Source organism: Streptomyces huiliensis, assembly GCF_020037025.1.
Lineage (GTDB): Bacteria > Actinomycetota > Actinomycetes > Streptomycetales > Streptomycetaceae > Streptomyces > Streptomyces huiliensis.
The window spans coordinates 1-24166 of the sequence record NZ_JAIQLH010000075.1; the positions used below are offsets into that span (position 1 = coordinate 1).

Genomic DNA, 24166 nt, shown 5'->3' on the forward strand with positions numbered 1-24166 from the left:
GGCGCCGTGGGGGTGGCGGACGCGGCGCGGCGGGCGCGGGCGGACAGCCGGGCCCGGAGGCGCGCCTCGGCCGCCGCCACGTCGTAGTCGGTGTAGCGGTCCCGGGCGCGGGCCAGGGACAGCAGTCGCTCGACCCTTCTCCGGGCCGCGGGGGCGAGGTCGTCGGTCATGGGTTCTCCTCCCGCGGTGCGGTGTCGGCCGTGGCCCGCGGGGTGCCGGGGGCGCCCGCGCGCAGCACGCGGGCGAGGCGGCGGCAGGCCTGGCTGACGTGGGAGCGCACCGTGGCCTCCTCGATGCCCAGCAGTTCCGCCGCCTCCGAGGTGGTGTAGCCGATGCGGTACCGGAGCACGACCGCGTCCCGCTGGCGCTCACTCAGGCTGCCGATGGCGGCGTTCAACTGTATGAAATCGGCGAGGAGTTCGTAAGGATCCTCGGCCTGGTCGCGGAGGGCGGCCTCGAAGGCGGCGGTGTCCATGGGCTCGGGGCGGCGCCTGCGGCGGCGCCACTGGTCGCAGATCCGGTGCTTGAGGATCGTCCACGCGTACTGCTCCAGGTGCGCCATGCGCAGCATCCGGGGCCAGTGGGCCATGACGGCCTCGAAGGCGAGGTCCACCGCCTCCTCCGCGTCGGCGTCGGATCCCAGCCGGGCGTAGGCGAAGCGCATGTAGTCCCGTCTGCGGGCCAGGTGGAAGGCCCAGAACGACAGCCGGTCGGCGTCCGACCACCGGCCCATCGGGCCTTCCCCGTCGGCCGCCCCCTCAGTCACAGCGGCCTCCGTGCTTGCACGACGGCTTGGCCGAGTGGCGTGCGCCGCCGACCAGGCCGGAGATGCCGATCCGGACGCCGGCGGCGAGCATCCGGCGCAGCAGCCGGAACACGTCCGGTCCGAACACCCGCAAGCCGAGGGCGGCTTCGATCCACTGCGCCGCGTTGTCTTGATGCACGTGCTTCTCCAGTGCTGCGTGTCGGTGTGGAGTGGGAGACGCCGGGCATCCCCCATGCGGCGCCGGAGACGCGTGGTCTCCATGGGTACAAGCGCCGCGCGGGGCCCGAACGTGCAGGCCCCGAACGCGGGGAGGTGCCGGGCGTGCCGGTCCCGGCCGTCCACCGCGTCGTTCACCAGTGCGAAACGTCTCAGGGTTTTCCCTGATCGAACCCGGAGCCGACCCCCACCCGGTGCGCCGGAAGCGTGCCGCGTGCTTCAGTATGAGATCCACCAACTCTCCCGGCGGAGCGACCTCCAGACCGAGGTTCGCCCACCGGAATCCGTTGGTCCACCGTTCCGGGCGTCCGGCCGGACAAGCATGGACAAGATCCATTGCCATCGCGAACACGAGGAGAGGGACGTTGAGCGAGGGAAGGAGGCGGACACGACCCTGGGGACCGCTGCGCGGCTCCTCCGCACCTGCCCAGGAGCTGGCCAACCTGCAACGCGCCTGGCTGGACAAGGCGGGGCTGAGCGTCAGGGACGTGGCGGGCGCCCTGCACTGCGAGCACTTCACCGACGGGCGCGTGCCCGCCCGTTCCACGGTCGCGGACCGGCTTGCCGGCGCGAATCCGCAATGGGACTTCGTGGAGGCCGTCGCCGACATCTGCTCCCGGGACGACGCGGAGCGCACCCGGATGCTCAACGAGGCGCGCCCCCTGTGGGAGCTTGTCCGGGCCGTCCCGGCACGGCGTGACGGCCGGACCGGACAACCCGACCGCTCCTCCGCCGGCGGCCGGGACGACGCCTCCCGTCCGGCCCCCGACGGCGCGGGCGGCGCGGGCGGTGCGGGCGGTTCCGGCGGCGAGGCGCTGCGCGCCGCGCTGGAGCGGGCCGCCGAGGCCGAGCGCGCGCGGGACGGGGCGAGCCAGTTGTCCGTCCTGCTCCTCACGACGGTCGGCCGGCTGGAGAAGGACCTGTCCGAACTGCGCGCCGCGCGGGGCCGCGCCGACGGGACGCGTACGGAGCGGCTCCGCCGGACGCACCGGCGCCTGCAGCGGAGCGAGTCCCGACGCGTCCTGCTGGCGGCGGAGTTGCGGCGGGCCAGCGCCGAACTGGACGCGCTGCGGGGTGCGTCGGCGTCCGGGCCGGACGACCGGACGACCGGTTGTCCGGTGAGCCCGTCCGGACGGCCGGACAACCGCCCGGACGCCCACCCTGACAACCGCCCGGACGCCCACCCTGACGACCGCCCGGACCCCACCCCTGACCACCGCCCGGACAACCGAGGCGGTCCCCGGACAACTCCACCGGACAACTCCCCGCTCACGGCGGTACGCGCCCTGGCCGACGCCCGCACGGCCGGCCAGGACGCGGCGGCCCGGCGCCTGGCCGCCACCGTGGGGCGGGACGGTAACCCCGGCTTCGTCCAGCGCGTGGTCGCCCTGCTCCGGGCCAACGAGCAGCCCACGGACGCCGACCACGTCCTGACGGCGGTGGCCCGCACCCGCGACCCCGCCCGCGTCCCCGGCGTCCTCGCGGCCCTGTTCCACGCCGGGCGGCGGCCGGACGCGTCGTACGTCCTCGCCTCGGTCGCCCGCGCCGAACCGGCCGACCGGGTCATGGACGTGGTGGCCGCGCTGCGCGAGACCGGCCGGCACACGGACGTCTACGAACTCCTGCTGGCCGCCGGCCGCCTGCGCGCCCTGAACGGCGTACCGCCGCTCATCCGCGCCCTGGAGGCGGCCGACCGCCCCGAGGACGCCCGCTGGCTCCTCGGCTTCGCCGCCCGCGAACGCCCCCGCACCGAGGCCCACGCCCTGGCCGAGATCCTCCGCCTCGCCGGCAACCCCGCCGCCGCGACCCACCTCCTCGCCGAACTCCGCCCCCAGGTCCCCCCACAACCCACACCCGAGGACCCACCCCCACTCCCCGTCCCCACCCGCCCCCTCCCCACCCCGACCTCCGGCCTCGCCACCGTCATCCGCATGGACCCCACCCCCGGCCCCCGCGCCCCGGTCCTGGGCCGCCACCGCCCGAACGGCCCCTACGTGGAACGCGTTCCGCCGCCGCGGAGATGAGGCCCTGCCGACCCACACGAACGGGTGCCGCGCCGAACGGAGAACTGACGTGACCGCCCGTCCGACCCCCTCCGACCCCGAAGCGTGGAACGCCTACTTGGCGGAGGGGAACGCCAAGCAGGCGCGCAAGCGCGTCAGTGCCGATGTGCTGCTCCGGGACGCCGCAGGTGGCTTCCTGCTGGTCAAGCCGACCTACAAACCGGGCTGGGACCTGCCCGGCGGGATGGCCGAGGCCAATGAGGCACCTGATCTCGCGGCGCTGCGCGAGCTCCGGGAGGAGCTGGGTCTGACGGTGACCATCCGGCGGTTGCTCGTGGTCGACTGGGTCGCCCCGCACGGCCCTTGGGACGACCAGCTCGCCTTCGTCTTCGACGGCGGCGTGCTCGACGCGGCGACGGCCGCCGGTCTCCGTCCCTGCGACGGCGAGCTTTCGGAGCTGTCGTTCTTCGCCCCCGGGCGGGCACGGGGGCTGCTGGGCCCGCGCCTGTGCCGACGGTTCGCCGCCGCCGTGGACACGATGGAGGACGGGGTTCCCCGGTACCTCCGCACGGACGGTCACGGCTTGCTCAGCGGTGGATGAGCTGATCCCGCCGCACCACGAAGTCCTCGCGCCCGTTCGGAGTGGCGACGCCGTGCGGTGATGTGGAGACGGCGACGACCTCCCCGCCCTCCGGGGTCTCATGAGCCTCGCGGACCACGCAAGCGACCGAGACCGCCACCGGATAGGCGGCCTCGGGACCGAGCCCACCCCCGTCGCCGAAGATCGCCGGCTTGTCGAACAACGACCAGCACCGCCCCACCGCGTCGGTGAACCGCACCTCCACCCACCCGGGAAACGGCTCGTCGGACACCCAGCGGACCGCCTCACATCGCAGCTCTACCACAGGCCCCAACCCCTCGCACGGCTCCGGCGACGCTCGTCAGTATGCCGTCGGGGCGGGACCGGGGACGTCCCCGGTCCCGCCCCGACGGCGGCTACGGCAGTGGTCAGACCTTCTCGGACTCCCGGTCCTCCGACCGCTCCGCCGTGGCCGGCTGGGGCTGGGCGGACTTGCGGGGGAGGAGGAGGGCGACGACGACGGTGCCGATGCCGAGGACGACGGCGCCGACGACGCTGGTGTGGGCGACCGCGTCGGAGAACGCCTTGTGGACGGCCTCGACGACGGTCTGGGCCTGCTGGGCGCCGAGGGCGGCGGCCTTCTCGGGGCCGACCTTGGGCGCGGCGCCGGCCGTGACCTGCTTGCCGACCTCCTTGGCGACGTAGAGGCCCGCGCCGACCGAGTCCTGGGCGGCGGTGAGCGCCTTCTCCGGCAGCTTGGGGCCGCCCGCGGCGGCGGCCTTGGCGGCGGCGTCACCGAGGTTGGAGGAGTAGGTCTTGGCGAGCACCGTGCCGAGGATGGCGATGCCGAGGGAGCCGCCGAGTTCGATGGAGGTGCTGTTGACGGCGCCGCCGACGCCCAGCTGGCTCTCCGGGAAGGAGCCCATGATGGCGTTGGTGCAGGGCGACAGGGACAGGCCGATGGCCAGACCCAGGATGATCAGCGGCAGCACGAAGTCGTCGTACGACGAGGACGCGTCGACGCGGGTGAGCAGCGCGATGGCGACCGTGCCCACGGTCATGCCGAGCGCCACCGTGATCTTCATGCCGAACCGCGGCGTGAGCAGCGCGGTCAGCGCGCCGCCCACGAACACCGCGCCGGCCAGCGGCAGCATCCGGACACCGGTGTCCAGCGGCGAGTAGCCAAGCACGAACTGCAGGTGCTGCGTGAGGTAGTAGAAGGCGCCGAAGACGGCGAGGAAGAACAGGGCGACCGCCAGCGTGGAGCCCGCGAACGCGCGCTGCGCGAAGCGGCGGACGTCGAGCACCGGGCGCGGGTGGCGCAGCTCCCACAGCACGAAGCAGACGAAGCCGACGCCGGCCACGACCGCGGCCGTGATGGCCTTGGCGCCCCAGCCGAAGTGCGGCCCCTCGATGATCATGTAGATGAGGGAGCCGACCCAGATGACGGACAGCAGGCCGCCGATGTAGTCGATCTTCTCGACGTTCTCCGCCTTGGACGGCGGCACTAGGAACAGCGCGCCCACCGCGCCGAGCAGCGCGATCGGGACGTTGATGAGGAACGTCGAGGCCCAGCCGTGGTCCTCCAGCAGCGCGCCCGCGACCAGCGGGCCGACGGCGATGGCGAGGCCGGCGGTGGCCGTCCAGATGGTGATGGCCTTGGCCCGCTCGGCGCGCGGGAAGGTCGCGGCGAGCAGCGACAGCGTCGCCGGCATGATCATGGCCGCGCCGACGCCCATCGCAGCGCGGGACGCGATGACGCCCGCCGCGCTGTCGACGAGCGAGCCCGCGACCGACGCCCCGGCGAAGACCAGCAGGCCGAGGACGAGGGCGCCCCGGCGGCTGTACTTGTCACCGACCGCGCCCAGGATCAGCATCAGCGCGGCGTACGGGACGGTGTAGCCGTCGATGACCCACTGGAGGTCGGAGCTGCCGAGACCGAGGCTCTGGACCATGTCCGGGGCGGCCACCGTCAGCGAGGTGTTCGCCATGACGATGATCAGCAGGCTGATGCAGAGCACCCCCAGGGCCCACCAGCGTCGCGCGTACGGCCCGTCCATCGCGTCGACGGGACGCGATATCCCCAGGCGCATGGCTTTCGTCCTTTCCTCGTTCTTGCACACGGTTGTGCAATTACCCACTGGTGTGCAATCTAAGGGGGGTGGACGGCAGTGTGCAAAATGAGGGGGAAAATAAGGGGGAAGGCCCTCGGCGGGCCGGACGGGCCCGACGGAGAAGAGAACCGATGACCGGCAGAGCGAGCGCCAATCGCCGCCGCATCCTGGACGTCGCCCTCGCGGAGCTGCTGCGCGACCCCGAGGCGAGCATGGACCAGATCGCCCGGGCGGCGGGCGTCGTACGGCGGACCGTCTACGGCCACTTCCCCAGCCGCGACGCGCTGATCGCGGCCCTGGTGGACGACGCGGCGGAGACGGTCGGCGCGGCGCGCGCCGAGGCGCTGCGGACCGTCGGCGACCCCGGCGACGCGGCGGAGGGATTGGCCCGCGCGATCCTCGCGGTATGGGAGATCGCCGACGGCTACCGGCTGCTGGTCTCCATGGCGCAGCGCAGCGTCACGGTGGAGGGGATCCTGCGCCGGCTGGAGCCGGTCCGGCGGGAGAGCGAGGCACTGCTGCGGCGCGGCCTGGAGGCGGGGCGCTTCACGTCCGTCCTGCCCGCGGCGGCCCTCGCCTACGTGCACGAGCAGATCCTCTTCGGGCTGCTCCAGGCCGTCAACGACGGGCTGTTGCCGCCGGAGCGGGCGGGCCGCTCGGCCGCGGTGACGGTCCTGACGGCGGCGGGCGTCCGGGCGGAGGAGGCGGCGGGACTGGTGGAGCGGATCGCGGGGGAACAGCGGGTCGACGTCTGACGTCATGCCGGCGGGCCGACGTCTGGCGTCGTGCCGGCAGGCCGACGTCCGGCGTCATGCCAAGGGCGCCGGACGTCGGCCCGTCCGGCGCCCCCTCGGCACGGGTCAGACGCCCGCCGACTCCCGGTCCGCCTCGCGCGGCTCCGGCACCCCGTGCCCGTCCGCCGTCAGCGTGCTCTCGTCGAAGGGCAGCCGCCCGGCGAGCACCTCCCCGACCCGCTCCCGGTCGATCTCCTTCGTCCAGGTGCCGACGAGGACGGTCGCGACCGCGTTCCCCGCGAAGTTGGTCATGGCGCGCGCCTCGCTCATGAAGCGGTCGATGCCGACGATCAGGCCGACGCCGTCGACGAGTTCGGGCCGGTGCGACTGGAGGCCGCCCGCGAGGGTGGCCAGCCCGGCGCCGGTGACGCCCGCCGCACCCTTGGACGCGACGATCATGAACAGCAGCAGCGAGACCTGCTGCCCCAGGTCGAGCGGCGTGCCCATCGCCTCCGCGATGAACAGCGAGGCCATGGTGAGGTAGATGGCGGTGCCGTCGAGGTTGAACGAGTAGCCGGTCGGGACCGTGATGCCGACGACGGGCCGGCTGACGCCCAGGTGCTCCATCTTCGCGATGAGCCGGGGCAGCGCCGACTCCGACGAGGAGGTGGACAGGATCAGCAGGAACTCCCGTCCCAGGTACTTCAGCAGCCGGAAGATGTTCACCCCGGCCACCAGACGCAGCAGCGTCCCCAGGATCACCACGACGAACAGCAGGCAGGTCGTGTAGAAGCCGACCATGATGACGGCCAGCGACTTCAGCGCGTCGACGCCGGTGGCTCCGACGACCGCGGCGATGGCACCGAAGGCGCCCACCGGCGCCACCCACATGATCATGGACAGGATCCGGAAGACCAGCTTCTGGAGGTGCCCGATGCCGCGCAGCACCGGCTCCCCCGCGCCGCCCATGGCCTGCAGGGCGAAGCCCACCAGCAGGGCGACCAGCAGCGTCGGCAGCACCTCGGTGCCGGTGAGGGCGGACACCAGGGTGGTGGGGATGATGCCGAGGAGGAACGCGGTGGTCGACTTGTGCGCGGTCTGGGCCTGCGCCTCGCCGGCGTGCCGGAGGGCGTCCGTCAGGTGCAGGCCGCTGCCGGGCTCCAGCAGGTTGCCGACGAGCAGGCCGATGGCCAGCGCCACGCTCGACATCAGGAGGAAGTAGCCGAGCGCCAGCCCGCCCACCGCGCCGACCTTGGCGGCCTTCCGGACCGATCCGATGCCGAGCACGATCGTGCAGAAGATGACGGGCGAGATCATCATCTTGATGAGATTGACGAATCCCGTGCCCAGCGGCTTGAGCTCGACGGCCGTGCCGGGGGCGGCGAAGCCGACCGCGATGCCGGCCAGTACCGCCGCGATGACGGCGAGGTAGAGGTAGTGGGTGCGGTCCCGTTTCCCGGCCGGCGGGCCCGACCGGCCCGGCTCGTCCGGCGGTTCCGGCTGGTTGGACGGTGACGTCGTCGTCACGGCTGTCACGTGGGGCTCCTCGTCGTCGCGGCTCCCGCAGACCGGCCCCGCCCGTCCGTTCGGCGGGACCGGTCCAGGAGGAAGGGGGTCCCGGAGACTATGCACGCCGCTGTGACCGCGGTCACCCTTGCGTGCATTACGTTCACGAATGGGCCGCGGTGCACACTGTCGGCCATGCGCACACCTCGCATACGTTCCCGCAGCCTCGCCGGCCAGCTCTTCGCCGTGCAGATCGTGCTGGTGGCCGCGGTGGTGGCGGGGTGCGCCGCGTTCGCCTGGATCTCCGACCGCGCCGAGGCCGAGAAGGCCGCGCGCCGTCAGGTGACCGCGACGGCGACCGCGGTGGCCGCGTCCCCCGCCGTCGCCGCGGCGGCCGGGGCGAAGGACCCGTCGCGCGAGCTCCAGCCGTACGCCGAGCGGGTCCGGCACGACACCGACGTGGACTTCGTGACCATCATGAGCCCGCGCGGCACCCGCTGGACCCACCCCGACCCGGCCAGGATCGGCGAGCCCTTCCTCGGCCACACCGGGCCTGCGCTGGAGGGACGGGTGTTCGCGGAGACGTACACCGGCACGCTCGGCCCGTCCGTCCGGGCCGTCGCCCCCGTCCGGGACCGGAACGGCCGGGTCACCGCCCTGGTCAGCGCCGGGATCACGGTCGACGCGATCAGCGCGCGCCACCGCCGCCAGGTCGTCGCCCTGCTCGTCTTCGCCGCCGCCGTCCTCGCGCTCGGCGGCGCCGGGACGTACGTCCTCAACCGGCGGCTGCGGCGGCACACCCACGGGATGAACGCCACCGAGCTGGCCCGGATGCACGACTACCACGAGGCCGCCCTGCACGCGGTTCGGGAGGGGCTGCTGATGCTGGACGGGCAGCGCAGGGTGGCCCTCGTCAACGACGGCGGGCGCGAACTGCTCGGGCTGCGCGGCACGGACGCCGTGGGCCGCCACGTCACCGAACTGGGTCTCCCCCGCTCACTGACCGACGCCCTGCTGGCGCCCGAGCCGCGCGTCGACGAACTGCACCTGACCGCCGACCGGACGCTGGTCGTCAACACCTCGCCGGTCTCCGGCGGTCAGCGCCGCGGTACCGTCGTCACCCTCAGGGACCACACCGAACTCCAGGCCCTCAGCGGGGAACTGGACTCCGTCCGGGGCTTCGCCGAGGCGCTGCGCTCCCAGGCGCACGAGGCCGCCAACCGGCTGCACACGGTCGTCTCGCTGATCGAACTCGGCCGCGCCGAGGAGGCCATCGGCTTCGCCACCGCCGAACTGGAGCTCGCCCAGGCCCTCACCGACCAGGTGGTGGCCGCCGTCGCCGAACCGGTCCTCGCCGCGCTGCTGCTCGGCAAGGCCGCCCACGCCAACGAGCACGGCGTGGAACTGCTCCTCTCCCCCGACAGCCACGTGGACGACGGGCTGCTGCCGCCCGCCCTCCCCACCCGCGACCTGGTCACCGTCCTCGGCAACCTCATCGACAACGCGGTCGACGCGGCCGGCCCGCGCCCCGGTGACGGCCTCCCCGCCGGCGCCGCCCGGGTCACCGTCACCGTCCGCCCGGACGGCGACGACCTGCTGCTGCGCGTCACCGACACCGGTCCGGGACTGGCCCCCGGCACGGCCGACGAGATCTTCCGCCGCGGCTGGTCCACCAAGGGCCCCGGCGCCGCCGCCGCACACGGCCACGGCCTCGGCCTCGCCCTCGTCCGGCAGGCGGCCGTACGCAACGGGGGCACGGTGGAGGCGGGCCGGGCGCCGTCGGGGGGCGCGGAGTTCACGGTCAGGCTGCCGCTGGGCGCCGGGGCCGTGGCACCGGGCGACGCCGGTGAGCGGCCGTGACACCGCCCGCGCCGCCCGCGCCACCGACGCCGCCGATCCGCGTACTCGTCGTGGAGGACGACCCCGTGGCCGCCGACGCGCATGCCCTCTACGTCCGGCGCGTCCCGGGCTTCACCGTGGCCGGGGTGGCGCACTCGGTGGGGGACGCCTCCCAGTTCCTCAAGCGCTCCCCCGCCGACCTGCTCCTGCTCGACCTCTACCTCCCCGACGGCCACGGACTCCGGCTGCTGCGCTCACTGCGCTCCGCCGGGCACACCGCCGACGTCATCGCCGTCACCTCGGCCCGCGACCTGGCCGTGGTCCGGGAGGGTGTCTCACTGGGGGTCGTGCAGTACGTGCTGAAACCGTTCACCTTCACCACGCTGCGCGACCGGCTGACGCGGTACGCCGAATTCCGGTCCGTCGCGGGCGAGGCCAGCGGCCAGGACGAGGTGGACCGCGCACTCGGCGCGCTGCGCGCCCCGCGCCCCGCCGTCCTGCCCAAGGGACTGAGCACGGACACCCTCACGGCGATCACCGACACCCTGCGCGCGGCGGGCCCGGACGGCGTCTCCGCCACGACGGCCGGCGCCGCGCTGGGCATCTCCCGGATCACCGCCCGCCGCTACCTGGAACACCTGGTCGCCACCGGGCGCGCGGCCCGGGCGCCGCTGTACGGGCAGGTGGGACGGCCGGAGCTGCGGTACCGCTGGCTGAGCGGGGGCTGACGCGGCGGGGGCGAGCCCGAAGGCCGGGGGCGCACCCGCCGGGTGGCACGCACCCGCCGTACGCCGTACGCCGTACGCACACACCGCACACACCGCACACACCGCACACACCGCACACACCGCACACACCGCACACACCGCACACACCGCACACCGCCACCGGACGACGGCGGACACGGCCGGACAACCCCTCGGCCGCCGGACAACCCCATGGAGCATCGCCCGCCGCACCCCCGCGCGTACCCGGATGGCGGGCCGGGAACGCTACCGGTGCCACCGAGCCGCCGGGCCCGCAGCGGGCCGCAGGCTCCGGCCCGTAGGAGGTCGTGCCCGTGCGTCCCAAAGCTCCCGCGCGCCGTCAAGCTCCCGTGCGCGCCCCCGCCCCACCGCACTCCACCACCCCCGCGCGCCCGGTCACCCCCGCGCGCCCGGTCACCACCGCGCTGCTCGCCACCGCGCTGACCGCCGCCGCGCTCGCCGGACCGCTCACCGCCTGTGGGAACCCGGGCGGCGACCCGGACACCGTACGGGTCGTCTACCAGCGCAGCACCGACAACAAGTACCGGATCCTGGACGACTACCTGGCGGGCGTGAAGCGGCGGTTCGAGCGGGAGCACCCGGGCCGGACGATGGAGCTCGTCCCCGTCCAGGCGGCGCAGGACGACTACGCCGTCAAGGTGCAGCAGATGATGCGCTCCCCACGGACCGCGCCGGACCTCGTCCGCGAGGACACCTCCCTCATCGACTCGGACGTCGCGTCGGGCTACCTGCGTCCGCTGGACGACAAGCTGGCCGGCTGGCAGGACTGGAAGCACTACCTCCCGGCCGCCAAGGCGCTGGTGAAGGCGGAGGACGGCAGGATGTACGGGGTGCCGGACGGTACGGACACCCGGGGGCTGTGGTTCAACAAGGAGCTCTTCGCGCGGGCCGGCCTGCCGGCCGACTGGCAGCCGCGTACCTGGGACGACGTCCTCGACGCGGCCCGGGCCGTCCGGGACCGGGTCCCCGGAGTGATCCCGTTCCACCTCTACACGGGCAAGGGCCCCGGCGAGGCGGCGGCCATGCAGGGTTTCGAGATGCTGCTGTACGGCACGGGCCGCGATCCGCTGTACGACCCGGTCCGGAAGAAGTGGCTCACCGGCCGCCAAGGCTTCGTGGACGCCCTGGAGTTCGTCCGCACGGTCTACGCCGAGAAGCTCGGCCCGGACCCGACCGACGCGCTCGACCCCAACGTCAGCACGCGCGTCACCGCCGAATGGCTGCCCAAGGGGAAGCTGGCCATCGCCCTGGACGGCAACTGGCTCGGCAAGAACTGGCAGCCGGACGGCAGCAGACCGTGGCCGGCCTGGCCGCGCGTGCTGGGGCGGGCCGCCTTCCCGACCCAGCACGGTGCCGCCCCCGGCCGGGTCAGCCTCTCCGGCGGCTGGTCGTGGGCGGTCGCCGCCCGCTCCCGCAAGGCGGACCTGGCCTGGCAGGTGGTGGAGACCCTGCAGAACCGGTCGAACGCCCTCGACTGGACGGTCCGCGACGGGCAGATCGCCGTCCGGGACGACGTCGCCGCCGACACGCGGTACCGGACGTACGTACCGGGCATCGACTTCTTCACCGGCCTGGTCGCGGTCACCCGCCACCGCCCGGCCCTGCCGGTCTACCCGCAGGTGTCCTCGGCGCTGCAGGAGGCGATGGAGGCGGTCGCCACGGGCGACGCCTCGCCGGCCCGGGCCGCACGGGACTACGACGAGGAGCTGCGGTCCATCGCCGACACGGCGGAGGAACGCCGATGACCGCCCGCCGCCGCTCGGCGGTCGCCCGCTGGCTGCCCCTCGCGCCCGCCACCGTCCTGCTGCTGCTCTTCCTCGCCGGCCCGGTTGTCTGGTGCGTCGGACTCGCCTTCACCGACACCCGCCTCACCGGGCAGGCGTCGGCGTCCTGGGTCGGGCTGGAGAACTTCCGGCACGCCTTCGCGGACGAGGACTTCCGGAACGCGGTCGTCCTGACGCTCCTCTTCACGGTCCTGTCGTCCCTCGTCGGCCAGAACACCCTGGGCTTCGCGCTCGCCGCCCTGATGCGGCACGCGTCCCGGCCGGTCCGCACGGTCACCGGCACGATCGTGGTCGCCGCCTGGGTCGTCCCGGAGATCGTGGCGGGCTTCCTCCTCTACACCTTCTTCCACCGGCGCGGCACCCTCAACGCCATCCTGGAGCACCTCCATCTGCCCACCCAGAACTGGCTGTTCACCCTCCCCATCCTGGCCGTCTCCTTCGCCAACGTCTGGCGCGGCACCGCGTTCTCCATGCTGGTCTACTCGGCCGCGCTCGACGGCATCCCGCAGGACGTGACCGAGGCCGCCCTCGTCGACGGCGCCACGGGCTTCCGCCGCTTCCGCTACATCACCCTCCCCATGCTCCGCCGCACCATCGGCACCAACCTCATGCTCAACACCCTCCAGACACTGTCGGTTTTCGGCCTCATCTGGGCCATGACCCGCGGCGGCCCCGCCCACCGCAGTGAGACCCTCCCGGTCTTCATGTACGACCAGGCCTTCCTCAAGTCCCTGATCGGGTACGGGACGGCGGTCGCGCTGCTTCTGCTGCTCGTCGGGGGGCTGTTCGCGGTGGTGTACCTGCGGTTGCTGCGGGAGGAGTGAGCGCGCGGACGTCACAAGGCCGGCGGTGTGCCGGGGGCCCACGGCGCGCCGCGCCTCCGGCACTTTCCGGCCCTGCTCCCCACCTTTCCACGCCCCGGCACCGGGTCGCGGCCAGCCCGGCCCTATCATCAGGGCGCGAGCGGCCTTTCCAGGTGCTGACAGCACCTCGAAAAACGGAGGTCCCGGGTGTAGGAAGGGAGTTGTCCCATTGGACACGGAGGTGTTGCGCCAGATGCTCACCGAACGCCGGGCGGCCATCAGTCCGGAAGGGCTGGGGCTCGTACGGATGGATCCCCGGGGAAGAAAGTCGCCGGGCCTGACCCAGGCTCACATGGACCACTTACTCCTGCGCGCCCCGGGTACGTACGGCAAACTGGAACGCGGCGTCCTGGACAATCCGGCACCCGAGTATTTGCGTGATGTGGCCCATATCCTCGGACTCACCGAACAGGAATGGGTCGTCCTCTACGGATACGCCCGGGGCGAGCAGCCGCCGTTCCCGCTCGCGGAGGGTTCCCGGATCACCACACCCCGCCACTGGCGGGAGATGGTCACCGAGTCCCGGGCCATCACCTATATCAGCGACAGTCTCTGGAACGTCCATACCTACAGCCGCGGTTTCGCCGAGCTGTTCCCCGGCCGCCGGGTTCCGTACAACACCATGCACTGGATGCTCTTCGACCACAGTGCCCGCACCAACACCCTGCTCGACTGGGAGAACCGCTGGGGGCCGGTGGCCGTCCCGCAGCTCCGGCTGGCGCTCGTCCGGCACAAGGGCGACCCCGTGCTCCAGTGGCTCACGGACCGCTGCCTGGCCGACCCGCTCCTGAGCAGGTGGTACCGGAGCGTCCCGTCCGGGCATGCCCACCCGGACGGGGCCATACGACCGTGGCGCCACCCGGAGCGGGGCCCCGGGACCGTCACCATGTGCGTCAGCGAACTCTCCGGGTTCCCCGGCCTACGGCAGTTCCAGCTGACGTTCCGGACGGACGAGGAGTCCGGCACGGAGTACCCCGAAGCGGACCCGGGCGGCCGCGATCCCGCCGGCTACTACCCGCCCTGCCCTCCGGCGTCATGACCGGGTCACGCGTGCCAGGCGCCGGCGCCGGCGGTGGCGACGAAGCCCGGACCGAAGGCGAGCAGCAGCCCGGGGGCGTCGGCCGGCGGCGGGTCCGCGTGCGTGCGGGCGAGGACGTCCAGGACCGCCACCCCGCCCAGGTTGCCGTTGGCGGCCAGGCTGTCCCAGGAGTGCCGCAGCCGCTCGCGGTCCATCGCCAGTTCCTCGCCCACGCTGTCCAGGATGCGCGGGCCGCCGGGATGGGCGACCGTCCACTCGGGGCGGAACGGCCGGTCCCCGGCGGCGGTCGCCAGCCAGTCCTTGAGCGCGGGCATCGCCTCGCCCGCGGCCTCGATGGCCTTGCGGCTGGAGTTGAAGTGGAAGCCGCTGCCGTCCAGGTGCGCCCAGTAGCGGTCACGGCTGTACGGAAGCAAATACTCCCAGGTGGAGTCGATCCGCAGGCCGGGCGACAGGGGTTCGTCCGTGACGACGCAGGCGCCGGCCCCGTCGCCGAAGAGCACCTTGTAGATCATGGCTTCCACCGAGGTGTCCTGCTGGTGGTAGATGGCGCTGAAGGTCTCGGCGACGGCCACCAGGCAGCGGCTGCCCGGGCGCGCGGCGAGCAGGTCGGTCGCGCGGACCAGCCCTTGGGCCCCGCCGGAGCAGGCGAGGGACGCCATCGGGACGCGCCGGACGTCGGGCCGCAGGCCGAGCGCCTGGACGAGGTGGACGTCGAGCCCCGGGACCGCCCACGAGGTGCTGTGGCTGGTGACGAGGCAGTCGATGTCCGAGGGCTCCAGGCCCGCGTGCGCGAGGGCGCCGCGGGCGGCCTCCTCGGCGAGCCGACAGGCGTCGTCGAACGCGACTCGGTTGCGCTCCCGGACCGGGGCGTCCCCGGAGACGGTCGGCGAGTGCAGGGGGCGGGCGAACCTGCGGGTGGAGACTCCGGTGGCCCGGACGATGCGCAAGGTGGCGGCGAGGCGTGGGAGGTCACCGTGGTGGGACTGGATGTCGGCACAGATTTCGTCGGTGGTGACGACATGTTCGGGCAGCGCTATGGCGGGCCGCGCGACGAAGGCGGGCAAGGGGTCCTCCACGGGGGGTCGGTGCGGGGGGCTGCGCCCGGCGGCGGCCACCACGGGGCGGCCGCTCGTCCGGGTAAGTTCGGGCTCATGTGGCGCGGAGGATCGCCGGTCCGGTGTGCCGGCGTTCCTCACCCGGGCGGAAGATCATGACCATCAGGCGCGCTCTGGGCGACGCCAGCGGCTCGGCGGTGCACAGGGAGACCCAGCCGGGGCCGAGCCGGGCGTGCCGCAAGGGCCGTTCGTCGCCGTCCGGGTGGATGTACGACCCGCCGCCCGCCTCGTAGAGCGGACCCGCGAGCGGGTCGGCCAGGACGTCCTTCTCGATCCCCGCGAGCGTCTCGTCGTGCGGGAGTGCCGCCATCGCGGCGCGCAGCTGCGGAAGCACCATGGGGAGCCAGTGTTCGTCCCACCCCATCAGGACCTCACGGGCCTCCGGCGCCAGGAGCATCCACCGCATGGTGTTGGTCGGCACCCGGCCGCTCGGGAAGATCTCGGCGAACGCCTTGTTGTACGTGACCACCCGCCAGGACTGGTCCGTGATGTAGGCGATATGGGAGATGCCGTCGATGACGTCCTGCCACGCACCGCGGACTTCGGTGCCGGACCGCGGGTGAAGCGGCGTCGGCGGGTCGCGATGAAGCGTGTAGAGCCATAGCAACGACCACTCGTGTTCGTTGAACGCCAGAAGGCGGGCGACGTCCCGCAATAAGTCCTCTGGAGGATTGGGGTAGTTACCCGTCTCCAACCTGTTGTACGTTCCGTGCGTGCGGTGCAACAGTTGATCGATCTGCGATTGCGTGAGCCCGGGAGCGCGTCGCCCCTGCCGGGACGGCCTACTCAAACCGTATTCTTCCGGGGCGATGAGCGCCCGCCGTTCGCGCAACAGCCATTGAAGCGCTCCCTTGTCCATCTACCCCCCATTACCACGGCTCCCCGCACGAGGGAAGACGCTTTAGTCCGAGAGTTTTTCGGAGGAAAAGTTCCCCGCTGTAATGATCGCATCTCTCCTGCATCATCAGACTCGGGTTCGACCTACGGGGGTGCTCGAACCCGATTCGCCATCCACGGCGAGTGATGTATCAGTTACGGGAGGGGAACATGCGATCGTCCTTCGACGGGAAATGGCGGCAGTGGGCGGAGTTGATTCGGCGTCAGTTACCGCGTTCGGGTTTACGTTCTCCCTTCAGGGCCGCCCTCGCTCATCGCGAAGTTAGCCCTGTCATCAACGGCTGAAAAGACACCTCACACGAAGTGAGGGAGCGCGGTCCGACGGAGGGGAACCGTCGGATTCCCGCCGCACGGCGGGTCCTGCTTCCGGCGCTGATCGTCGGGAAGGGCACCGGCCGCGGGGATGCCGCTGATCTAAACGCAAAAACTGGGCAAAAACAAGCCTTATCAGGTTTGGTCATGCCCGAACCGGGCTCCGGGCAGCCGACAGGCGCCCGTCCACCCGGTGGAAAACCGGCCCGAGCCCGTCGCGCCCCACCGCCGCGGGCCCGCAGCCGACCGGCCCGGGCGGTCAGGCCCGAGCCAACAGGCTCCGCGCCGACCGGCCCCGAGCCGACAGCCCCGAACGGGCCGTGCCTGTCAGGCGGCCGCCGCCGGCTGGTCCGGGCGGATGATGGCGAAGGGGGCCTCGAAGGGGTCGGCGAGCCAGGCGATGCGGCCGACTCCGGCCACGTCGGCGGGCTGCATCAGGACCGAGCCGCCGCCGCCCTCCGCCGCCGTGACCACCGCGTCCGGGTCGGCGACGGCGAAGTAGGGGATCCAGCGCGGGTCGTCGCCCTCCTGCAGAGGCGCCACGCCGCCGAACGAGGCGGCCTGCTGGTCGCCCTCCGCCGTGGAGAGCACCTTGTAGACCATCCCCGGGACCTCCATGTCCGTGTTGCGCCACCCGAAGACGCCGCGGTAGAACGCGTACGCCGCGGTCGGGTCGGCCACGTGCAGCTCGGTCCAGCACAGCGCGTTCTCGGCCGAGGCGCTCTCCAGCCCGCCGACGGCCGCCGGCTGCCAGACGGCGAACTCGGCGCCGCCCGGATCGGTGAAGCAGGCCATCCGCCCGGCTTCCATCACGTCGAACGGCGCGACCCGCACCGTGCCGCCGCCCTGCTCGACGGACTTGGCGGTGGCGTCGGCGTCCGGCGTCCGGAAGTAGACGGTCCAGGCGGAGCGGGCGCCCTCCTCGGTGAGGGGGCCGACGGCCCCGACGGTGGCGCCGTCGCGGCGGAAGAAGCCGTAGCCGCCCGACTCGGGCCCGGCCGACTGGTACTCCCAGCCGAAGACCGTCCCGTAGAAGGCGACGGACCGGTCGATGTCCGGGCTGCCCAGGTCGAGCCAGGTGGGCGAACCGGTGACGAAATCGGTGGTGAGCATGGCCGGAACCCCGTCTCTCTCGCGTCCTCGTCGTACCGCGCGTCTTCCGTCCGTCTTCGGACGTCTGCCGTCCGTCTTCGGACCTCTTCCGTCCGCCTTCGGACGTCTGCCCCGTTCCCAGTCTGGCACCGGCCCCGCACACCCGCCCGGTGCGGCACGGGCCGCCCCGCGTGCGGCACGGCGGCGGTCGCGCGAGCATGGAGACGAGGGGGACGCGTCACGGCGCCCGGACGGGGCACGCGCGAGGGGGAGACCACGAAGGCCCACGAAGGACCGCGAAGGACCACGAAGGCGCAGTCAGGAGGTACCACCATGACCACCGCCAAGGACATCATGCACGAGGGCGCGCAGTGGATCCCCAAGACGGAGACGCTGCTGAACGCCGCCCGGCGGATGCGCGACCTGCACGTCGGCGCGCTCCCCGTCAGTGACGAGAACGAACGCCTGTGCGGAATCATCACCGACCGGGACATCGTGGTGAAGTGCGTGGCCGAGGGCCACGACCCGTCCCAGTGCACCGCCGCCGACCTGGCCCAGGGCACGCCCCGCTGGGTGGACGCGAACGCCAGCGTCGAACAGGTGGTGGAGGAGATGGGCAGCCACCACGTCCGCCGACTGCCGGTGATCGAGAACAAGAAGCTGGTCGGCATGATCAGCGAGGCGGACGTCGCCCGCAACCTCCCCGAGAACCAGGTCCACGCGTTCGCGTCGCGCGTCTACGCGACGCCGCCGCAGACCTGAGCGACCCCACCGCGGGACGGGACGGGGCGCGGGACCCGCACGGGGCGGCCGCGCCCTGTCCGGCTCCCCGCCCGCCCGCTATCCTCCGAGCACGCGCGCCCGGAGGTCGCCCATGCGCCCACTCGTCGTCCCGCGCCCACCCCTCGCCCGACGCGGCCCGCCGCTCCCCCGCCGCCCGTCGCTCACCCGCCGCACCCGGCACCGGCTGGCCGCCGACGCGGCGCTGCTCGCCGTGGCCGCCGCCTTCGCCGTGCCGCTGGCCTGGCTGGCGCTGGCGTCGGTGGACCCGGAGGCCGGGCTGAGCGTACGGGTCCCGGAGGGGCCCTCCGCGGACAACTTCTCCGCCGTCCTCACGGACGAGATCACCTTCACCCCGATGCTCAACAGCCTGCTGCTGTGCGGCGGCGCGACCGCCCTCACCGTCGCCTGCGCGGCCCTCGCCGCGTACCCGCTGTCCCGCTTCCGGTCCCGCTTCGGCCACTCCTACCTGCTGACGATCCTGTTCATGACCTGCCTCCCGATCACCGCGATCATGGTGCCGGTCTACGGGCTCTTCGTGCGGATCAACCTCGTCGACACCATGTCCGGCACGATCCTCTTCCTGGCCGCCGCCCAACTCCCGTTCGCCGTCTGGCTGATGAAGAACTTCATGGACGGGGTGCCGACGTCGCTGGAGGAGGCGGCGTGGACGGACGGCGCGGGCCGGTTCACGACGCTCGTCCGGATCGTGCTGCCGCTCATGGGCCCGGGCACGGCCGTCGTGGCCGTCTACTCCTTCGCGCTGATGTGGGGCAACTTCTTCGTCCCGTTCCTGCTCCTGCTGTCGCCGGACCGGCTCCCGGCGTCCGTCACCGTCTTCACCTTCTTCGGCAACCACGGGCAGGTCGCCTACGGGCAGCTTGCCGCCTTCTCGGTCCTCTACTCGACGCCCGTCGTCCTGCTCTACGCGCTCGTCGCCCGCCGGCTGGGCGGCGGCTTCGCACTGGGCGGGGCGGTGAAGGGCTGACCGCGGTACTCGGTGCAAGGGCGACCGCGGTGCGCCCGCAGGATGACCGCCGTCCGTCTCAGGGACTACGCGCGGGGTCCCGCTCCTCCCGAAAGTGCGACGCCGCATTCCGGTCCTGTGGCTGACGCCCGGCGCCTCCTCGGCACAGAGACTGGACGGGTCCCCTTCCGACCCCCGTCTCCGTCCCGTCCCTTGCGTCCCGTCCCCGAGGAGCCCCCTTGTCCCCCATGGCCGCCCCGACCACCCCCCGCACCGGCGCCGTCGTGGCCCGCGCCACCGGCCTGAGCAAGGTCTACGGCGACGGGGCGACCCGGGTGACCGCGCTGGACGCGGTCGACGTCGAGTTCCGCCGGGCCGAGTTCACCGCGATCATGGGCCCGTCGGGCTCGGGCAAGTCGACGCTGATGCACTGCATGGCCGGCCTGGACACCGTCTCCTCCGGTTCCGTGCGGATCGGCGACACCGAGCTCGCCACACTCGGCGACCGGCAGCTGACCCGGCTGCGCCGGGACAAGGTGGGCTTCGTCTTCCAGGCGTTCAACCTGCTGCCGACGCTGACCGCGCTGGAGAACATCACCCTCCCGATGGACATCGCGGGCCGGCGGCCCGACCCGGAGTGGCTCGGGCAGATCGTGACCGCCCTGGGCCTGTCGGAACGGCTCGCCCACCGGCCGAACCAGCTCTCCGGCGGCCAGCAGCAGCGCGTCGCCGTGGCCCGCGCGCTCACCTCCCGCCCCGAGATCGTCTTCGCCGACGAACCCACCGGCAACCTGGACTCCCGGGCCGGCGCCGAACTCCTGGGCCTCCTGGGGGAGTCGGTGCGCGCCCTGGACCAGACGGTGGTCATGGTCACCCATGACCCGGTGGCGGCCTCGTACGCGGACCGGGTGCTGTTCCTCGCGGACGGGCGGATCGTCGACGAGATGCCGCGGCCGACCGCGCCTGCGGTGCTGGACCGGATGAAGGCGTTCGAGGCCCGCGGCCGGACCAGCTGACCGCCGGACCAGCCGGCCACCACCCGACCAGCCGACCAGCCGACCAGCCGACCACCGGACCAGTCGACCACCCGACCGGCTGGTCCGCCGGCGCGGCAGAACGCGCCCGCCAAGCCCGCCGTAACCGACCCGACCCCCAGGACCCAGGCCACCCGTGTTCCGTACCGCTCTGCGCAACCTCCTCGCGCACAGGACCCGCCTCCTCATGACCGCCCTCGCGGTCCTCCTCGGCACCGCCTTCGTCTCCGGCACGCTCGTCTTCAGCGACTCCGTGAACAAGGCGTACCGCGACCGGACGTCCCGCAGCCTCGACGACGTCGCCGTCTCCGTCACCTCGACCGGCGGCGGCCCGGGCGACGCCGGCGGCCTCGGCACCCGCACCGCGGACCGGATCCGCGCGCTCCCCGGCGTCGCCGCCGTCCGGCCCTCCGTCACGGGCACCGTCGTCGTCGCCGACCGCCACGGCGAGTCCGCTGGCAACGAGTGGGGCAGCACCGGCGCCAACTACGCGCCCGCCGCGGACGGGAAGGACCGCCGCTACCCGCTCGTCGAGGGTCGCGGCCCGGCCTCCGCCGGGGAGGTCGCGCTCGACACCAAGACCGCGGCCAAGACCGGCGTGCGGCTCGGCGGCACGGTGCGGCTGGCCGTCGACGGGCCGGTGATGACCAAGAAGCTCGTCGGCACGGTGAAGACCGACGACCCCCGGGTCGGCGCCGGCGGCAGCCTGGCCCTGTTCGACACCGCCACCGCCCAGAAACTCCTCGGTACCAAGGGGAAGTTCGAGGAACTCGTCGTCACCGCCGCGCCCGGCACCGACCCGAACGCGCTGACCGCCCGCGTCCGGACCGTCCTGCCCGACGACGCCCAGGCCCGGAGCGGCACCGAGCTGGCCGCCGAGCAGTCCAAGGCCATCGACGAGCAGACGGGCGCCATCCGCAAGACGTTCCTGGTCTTCGCCGGGGTCTCCCTCTTCGTCGGCATCTTCATCGTCGCCAACACCTTCACCATGCTCATCGCCCAGCGCACCCGGGAGATCGCCCTGCTGCGGGCGGTGGGCGCGTCCCGCCGGCAGGTCGTGCGCTCGGTGCTGATCGAGGCCGGGCTGCTCGGTCTGATCGCCTCGGCGGCCGGCTTCGTCCTGGGCCTCGGGGTCGCCGTGGGCATGCGGTCCCTGCTCGGCTCCAACGGGGCCGAACTCCCGGACGGGCCGCTGGTCATCACCCCCGCGTCCGTGCTGTCCGCCGTCGGCGTCGGCTTCCTGGTGACCGTCCTGTCCGCCTGGCTGCCGTCCCGCAAGGCGGCGCGGATCGCACCGGTGGAGGCGCTCGCCGCCGTGGACGCGCCGGCCGGCACCCGGAGCCTTGTCGTCCGCAACACCATCGGCGCCGTCCTCACCAGCGCCGGCGTCGCGATCATGCTGTACGTCAGCACCCTCAAGAACGCCCGCGACCTCACCGTCCCCATGGCGGGTTCGGTGCTCACCCTCACCGGCGTGATCGTGCTGGCCCCGCTGCTGTCCCGGCCCTTCGTCCACCTCTTCGGGCGCCTCGCCGAGCGCGTCTCCGGGGTGAGCGGCCGGCTCGCCCGGCGGAACGCGCTGCGCAACCCGCGCCGCACGGCCGCCACCGCCTCCGCGCTGATGATCGGCCTGACCCTGATCACCGGCCTGACCGTGACGGCGATCTCCGCCGACCGGGGCATCGACCGGATGGGCGACCAGGACCTCACCGCCGACTACCAGGTGAGCACCGCCGGCGGCCGGGGCCTGGACCCCGCCACCGCGCGGGCGCTGGCCAAGCTGCCGGACGTCGAGGCGGCCGTCCCAGTGCGCGTCACCGGCTTCGAGTCGGCCGGTGACCCGGCGGGCATCCGGGGCACGGACGTCGCGGCCATCGGCAAGGTCACCGATCTGAAGGTCCTCAAGGGCTCCCTGTCCGACGTGCGCGGAAAGCACGTCGCCGTCAGCGAGGATTACGCTCGCAAACGGCACCTGACGGTCGGCTCGGCGCTGCCCATGACGTTCTACGACGGGAAGCGCGCCACGGCCCGCGTCGTCGCCGTCCACAGCGAGAACGACGTGCTGAGCGACGTCCTCGCCGCGCCCTCCTTCGTCGATCCGCACCTGGACCGGGTGCGGGACCAGGAGGTGCTGGTCAAAGCCGCGCCCGGGAAGGCGGACGGGCTCCGCGCGCCGATCCGGAAGGCCCTCGGCGGCAACCCGGCCGTCAAGGTCGAGAGCCGCGACGACCTGCGCCGCTCCGCCGCCGGCGACATCGACGACGTGCTGTACCTGATGTACGGGCTGCTGGGCGTGGCCGTGGTGATCGCGGTGATCGGCGTGGTCAACACCCTCGCCATGTCGGTCTTCGAGCGCACCCGGGAGATCGGGATGCTGCGGGCGGTCGGCCTGGCCCGCTCGGGCGTGAAGCAGATGGTGCGGCTGGAGTCCGTGATGATCGCGATGTTCGGCGCGGTGCTCGGGGTGGGCCTGGGCCTGTTCCTCGCCTGGTCCGGCGGGCATCTGCTGCGGACGTCGTTCCCGCAGTACGAGATGGTCGTGCCGTGGGGCCGCATCGGCATCTTCCTGCTGCTGGCGCTGGCGGTCGGGATCCTGGCGGCGGCGTGGCCGGCGCGGCGGGCAGCGCGGCTGGACACGCTGGAGGCGATCGGGGCGCAGTGAGGAGACCGGGGGCTCGTTGCGCGGTGAGGGGCCGGGGGCCCGTTGTGGACGGGCGGGCCCCCACCTCCGGGTAAGTACCCACCTTATTGTGCGTACTTGAGCGGGATCGCCGCCTGGACGAGGCTGAGGGAGCGCGCGCAGCCGAGTACCCACCCCGCCTCTCCAGGAGCAGACTCATCATGAGCAAGACCCCCGTCACCTTCCTCGGCCTCGGCGCCATGGGCAAGGCCATGGTCACCACCTTCCTGACCAACGGCCACCCGACCACCGTCTGGAACCGCACCCCCGAGAAGGCCGACCCGCTCGTCGCCCTGGGCGCCGTCCGCGCCGACGACGTCGAGAGCGCCGTCGAGGCGAGCGAGTTGGTGATCGCCTGCATCTGGGACTACGCGTCGGTGCGCGAGACGCTGGAGCCGGTGGCCGCCGCCCTCAAGGGCCGGACGCTGGTCAACCTCACCAACGGCACGCCCGACCAGGCGCGACGGATGGCCGCCTGGGCGGACGAGCACGGCATCACGTACGTCGACGGCGGCATCATGGCCATCCCGCCGGGCATCGGCACCGAGCAGTCGTTCATCGTGTACAGCGGTGCCCGGGAGGCGTTCGACGCGTACCTCCCGGTGCTCGAACTGCTCGGCGCGGCCCGCTTCGTCGGCACCGACCCCGGGCTGGCGGCGCTGTACGACGTGTCGCTGCTGAGCGGCATGTACGGCCAGTTCATGGGCGTCATGCACGCCCTGGCGATGACGTCCTCGGCCGGGGTTCCGGCGGAGGAGTTCACACCGCTGCTCACCGCCTGGCTGGAGGCCATGGCGACGAGCATCCCGCGCTTCGCCGAGCAGATCGCGACGGGCGACCACTCGCAGCACGTCGTCTCCAACCTCGCGATGCAGACGGCGGGTTACGGCAACCTCGTCACCGCCGCCGAGGAGCAGGGCGTGCGCCCGGTCTTCCTCACGGCGCTCCAGGAGCTGATGGTGCGGCGTACGGCGGAGGGGTACGGCGCGGACGACATCACGAGCGTCGTCGAGCTGATGAAGAAGTGAGACGGCGCCCCCGCGCGGGGGGGGCGTGAAGAAGCGGCGTGGGGGGGCCG

Annotated in this window: 21 protein-coding genes; 13 read left to right on the forward strand and 8 right to left on the reverse strand. The window is 73.0% G+C overall.

All coding sequences use genetic code 11. From position 1 onward, the window contains the following. Positions 1–166: 166 nt before the first annotated feature. Both JNW98_RS15205 and JNW98_RS15210 read right to left on the reverse strand, forming a co-directional pair. Entirely contained in the window at positions 167–766 is a 600-nt protein-coding gene (locus JNW98_RS15205; RefSeq protein WP_223768745.1) for an RNA polymerase sigma factor, read from the reverse strand. After that, positions 759–944, reverse strand: coding sequence for a hypothetical protein (locus JNW98_RS15210; RefSeq protein ID WP_223768746.1), 186 nt, complete (start codon positions 942–944; stop codon positions 759–761). The genes JNW98_RS15205 and JNW98_RS15210 overlap by 8 nt, the downstream gene beginning before the upstream one ends. Before the next feature lie 403 nt (positions 945–1347). Between JNW98_RS15210 and JNW98_RS15215 the strand changes: the two genes are divergently transcribed. Both JNW98_RS15215 and JNW98_RS15220 read left to right on the forward strand, forming a co-directional pair. Further along, the gene (locus tag JNW98_RS15215; RefSeq protein WP_223768747.1) at positions 1348–3006 is read left to right on the forward strand and encodes a hypothetical protein; all 1659 of its coding nucleotides are present in this window, start codon (positions 1348–1350) and stop codon (positions 3004–3006) included. A 49-nt stretch (positions 3007–3055) separates the two neighbouring features. Further along, complete coding sequence (locus tag JNW98_RS15220) at positions 3056–3586, forward strand: NUDIX domain-containing protein (RefSeq protein ID WP_223768748.1); 531 nt, start codon at positions 3056–3058, stop codon at positions 3584–3586. Here the strand turns inward: JNW98_RS15220 and JNW98_RS15225 are convergent. Together JNW98_RS15225 and JNW98_RS15230 are read right to left on the reverse strand one after the other, a co-directional pair. Next, the gene (locus JNW98_RS15225; protein WP_223768749.1) at positions 3573–3857 is read right to left on the reverse strand and encodes a hypothetical protein; all 285 of its coding nucleotides are present in this window, start codon (positions 3855–3857) and stop codon (positions 3573–3575) included. The two genes, JNW98_RS15220 and JNW98_RS15225, sit on opposite strands and share 14 nt — an antisense overlap. Before the next feature lie 136 nt (positions 3858–3993). Continuing rightward, complete coding sequence (locus JNW98_RS15230; RefSeq protein WP_223768750.1) at positions 3994–5658, reverse strand: MFS transporter; 1665 nt, start codon at positions 5656–5658, stop codon at positions 3994–3996. Positions 5659–5810: 152 nt separating this feature from the next. Between JNW98_RS15230 and JNW98_RS15235 the strand changes: the two genes are divergently transcribed. Beyond that, positions 5811–6434, forward strand: a complete 624-nt coding sequence (locus tag JNW98_RS15235) for a TetR/AcrR family transcriptional regulator (protein WP_223768751.1) — start codon at positions 5811–5813, stop codon at positions 6432–6434. Between the two features lie 105 nt (positions 6435–6539). Here the strand turns inward: JNW98_RS15235 and JNW98_RS15240 are convergent, their stop codons facing one another. Continuing rightward, positions 6540–7940 carry a cation:dicarboxylate symporter family transporter gene (locus JNW98_RS15240; protein WP_372459251.1) on the reverse strand — a complete coding sequence of 467 codons (1401 nt, stop codon included), beginning with the start codon at positions 7938–7940 and terminating at the stop codon, positions 6540–6542. A 174-nt stretch (positions 7941–8114) separates the two neighbouring features. Here JNW98_RS15240 and JNW98_RS15245 point away from each other — a divergent pair, with 174 nt between their 5' ends. The 5 genes from JNW98_RS15245 to JNW98_RS15265 all read left to right on the forward strand — a co-directional run bounded on the left by JNW98_RS15245 (position 8115) and on the right by JNW98_RS15265 (position 14211). Then, positions 8115–9779 (forward strand): sensor histidine kinase, encoded by a 1665-nt coding sequence (locus JNW98_RS15245; protein WP_223768752.1) that lies wholly within the window; start codon positions 8115–8117, stop codon positions 9777–9779. Then, positions 9776–10486 carry a response regulator gene (locus JNW98_RS15250; protein WP_223768753.1) on the forward strand — a complete coding sequence of 237 codons (711 nt, stop codon included), beginning with the start codon at positions 9776–9778 and terminating at the stop codon, positions 10484–10486. The genes JNW98_RS15245 and JNW98_RS15250 overlap by 4 nt, the downstream gene beginning before the upstream one ends. Positions 10487–10929: 443 nt before the next feature. Further along, positions 10930–12270, forward strand: a complete 1341-nt coding sequence (locus tag JNW98_RS15255; protein WP_223768765.1) for an extracellular solute-binding protein — start codon at positions 10930–10932, stop codon at positions 12268–12270. Beyond that, on the forward strand, positions 12267–13133 hold the full coding sequence (locus tag JNW98_RS15260; protein ID WP_223768754.1) for a carbohydrate ABC transporter permease: 867 nt from the start codon (positions 12267–12269) through the stop codon (positions 13131–13133). Before JNW98_RS15255 ends, JNW98_RS15260 begins: the two co-directional genes overlap by 4 nt. A gap of 331 nt (positions 13134–13464) precedes the next feature. Then, positions 13465–14211 carry an MmyB family transcriptional regulator gene (locus tag JNW98_RS15265; protein WP_223768755.1) on the forward strand — a complete coding sequence of 249 codons (747 nt, stop codon included), beginning with the start codon at positions 13465–13467 and terminating at the stop codon, positions 14209–14211. A 5-nt stretch (positions 14212–14216) separates the two neighbouring features. Here JNW98_RS15265 and JNW98_RS15270 read toward each other — a convergent pair whose 3' ends face one another. The 3 genes from JNW98_RS15270 to JNW98_RS15280 form a co-directional block, all read right to left on the reverse strand. Continuing rightward, positions 14217–15275, reverse strand: a complete 1059-nt coding sequence (locus tag JNW98_RS15270) for a type III polyketide synthase (RefSeq protein WP_223768756.1) — start codon at positions 15273–15275, stop codon at positions 14217–14219. Positions 15276–15360: 85 nt separating this feature from the next. Beyond that, positions 15361–16185: an MmyB family transcriptional regulator gene (locus tag JNW98_RS15275; RefSeq protein WP_223768757.1), complete on the reverse strand. Its 825-nt coding sequence runs from the start codon at positions 16183–16185 to the stop codon at positions 15361–15363. Positions 16186–16862: 677 nt separating this feature from the next. Next, positions 16863–17648 carry a VOC family protein gene (locus JNW98_RS15280; RefSeq protein ID WP_223768758.1) on the reverse strand — a complete coding sequence of 262 codons (786 nt, stop codon included), beginning with the start codon at positions 17646–17648 and terminating at the stop codon, positions 16863–16865. Between the two features lie 312 nt (positions 17649–17960). On the opposite strand from JNW98_RS15280, the gene JNW98_RS15285 reads away from it, so the two are divergent. From JNW98_RS15285 to JNW98_RS15305, 5 genes are all read left to right on the forward strand, one after another. Next, positions 17961–18389, forward strand: coding sequence for a CBS domain-containing protein (locus JNW98_RS15285; RefSeq protein ID WP_223768759.1), 429 nt, complete (start codon positions 17961–17963; stop codon positions 18387–18389). A 112-nt stretch (positions 18390–18501) separates the two neighbouring features. Then, on the forward strand, positions 18502–19395 hold the full coding sequence (locus JNW98_RS15290; protein WP_223768760.1) for a carbohydrate ABC transporter permease: 894 nt from the start codon (positions 18502–18504) through the stop codon (positions 19393–19395). A 227-nt stretch (positions 19396–19622) separates the two neighbouring features. After that, on the forward strand, positions 19623–20390 hold the full coding sequence (locus JNW98_RS15295; RefSeq protein ID WP_223768761.1) for an ABC transporter ATP-binding protein: 768 nt from the start codon (positions 19623–19625) through the stop codon (positions 20388–20390). A gap of 154 nt (positions 20391–20544) precedes the next feature. After that, positions 20545–23070 (forward strand): ABC transporter permease, encoded by a 2526-nt coding sequence (locus tag JNW98_RS15300; RefSeq protein ID WP_223768762.1) that lies wholly within the window; start codon positions 20545–20547, stop codon positions 23068–23070. A 179-nt stretch (positions 23071–23249) separates the two neighbouring features. Next, the gene (locus tag JNW98_RS15305) at positions 23250–24116 is read left to right on the forward strand and encodes an NAD(P)-dependent oxidoreductase (RefSeq protein WP_223768763.1); all 867 of its coding nucleotides are present in this window, start codon (positions 23250–23252) and stop codon (positions 24114–24116) included. Positions 24117–24166 lie beyond the last annotated feature (50 nt).

Excerpts from the sequence above, each read along its gene's own strand:
- JNW98_RS15230 (WP_223768750.1), bottom strand. The coding sequence starts at position 5,658 with ATGCGCCTGGGGATATCGCGTCCCGTCGACGCGATGGACGGGCCGTAC.
- JNW98_RS15235 (WP_223768751.1), top strand. The coding sequence starts at position 5,811 with ATGACCGGCAGAGCGAGCGCCAATCGCCGCCGCATCCTGGACGTCGCC.
- JNW98_RS15245 (WP_223768752.1), top strand. The coding sequence starts at position 8,115 with ATGCGCACACCTCGCATACGTTCCCGCAGCCTCGCCGGCCAGCTCTTC.
- JNW98_RS15260 (WP_223768754.1), top strand. The coding sequence starts at position 12,267 with ATGACCGCCCGCCGCCGCTCGGCGGTCGCCCGCTGGCTGCCCCTCGCG.
- JNW98_RS15265 (WP_223768755.1), top strand. The coding sequence starts at position 13,465 with ATGGACCACTTACTCCTGCGCGCCCCGGGTACGTACGGCAAACTGGAA.
- JNW98_RS15275 (WP_223768757.1), bottom strand. The coding sequence starts at position 16,185 with ATGGACAAGGGAGCGCTTCAATGGCTGTTGCGCGAACGGCGGGCGCTC.
- JNW98_RS15280 (WP_223768758.1), bottom strand. The coding sequence starts at position 17,648 with ATGCTCACCACCGATTTCGTCACCGGTTCGCCCACCTGGCTCGACCTG.
- JNW98_RS15285 (WP_223768759.1), top strand. The coding sequence starts at position 17,961 with ATGACCACCGCCAAGGACATCATGCACGAGGGCGCGCAGTGGATCCCC.
- JNW98_RS15290 (WP_223768760.1), top strand. The coding sequence starts at position 18,502 with ATGCGCCCACTCGTCGTCCCGCGCCCACCCCTCGCCCGACGCGGCCCG.
- JNW98_RS15295 (WP_223768761.1), top strand. The coding sequence starts at position 19,623 with ATGGCCGCCCCGACCACCCCCCGCACCGGCGCCGTCGTGGCCCGCGCC.
- JNW98_RS15305 (WP_223768763.1), top strand. The coding sequence starts at position 23,250 with ATGAGCAAGACCCCCGTCACCTTCCTCGGCCTCGGCGCCATGGGCAAG.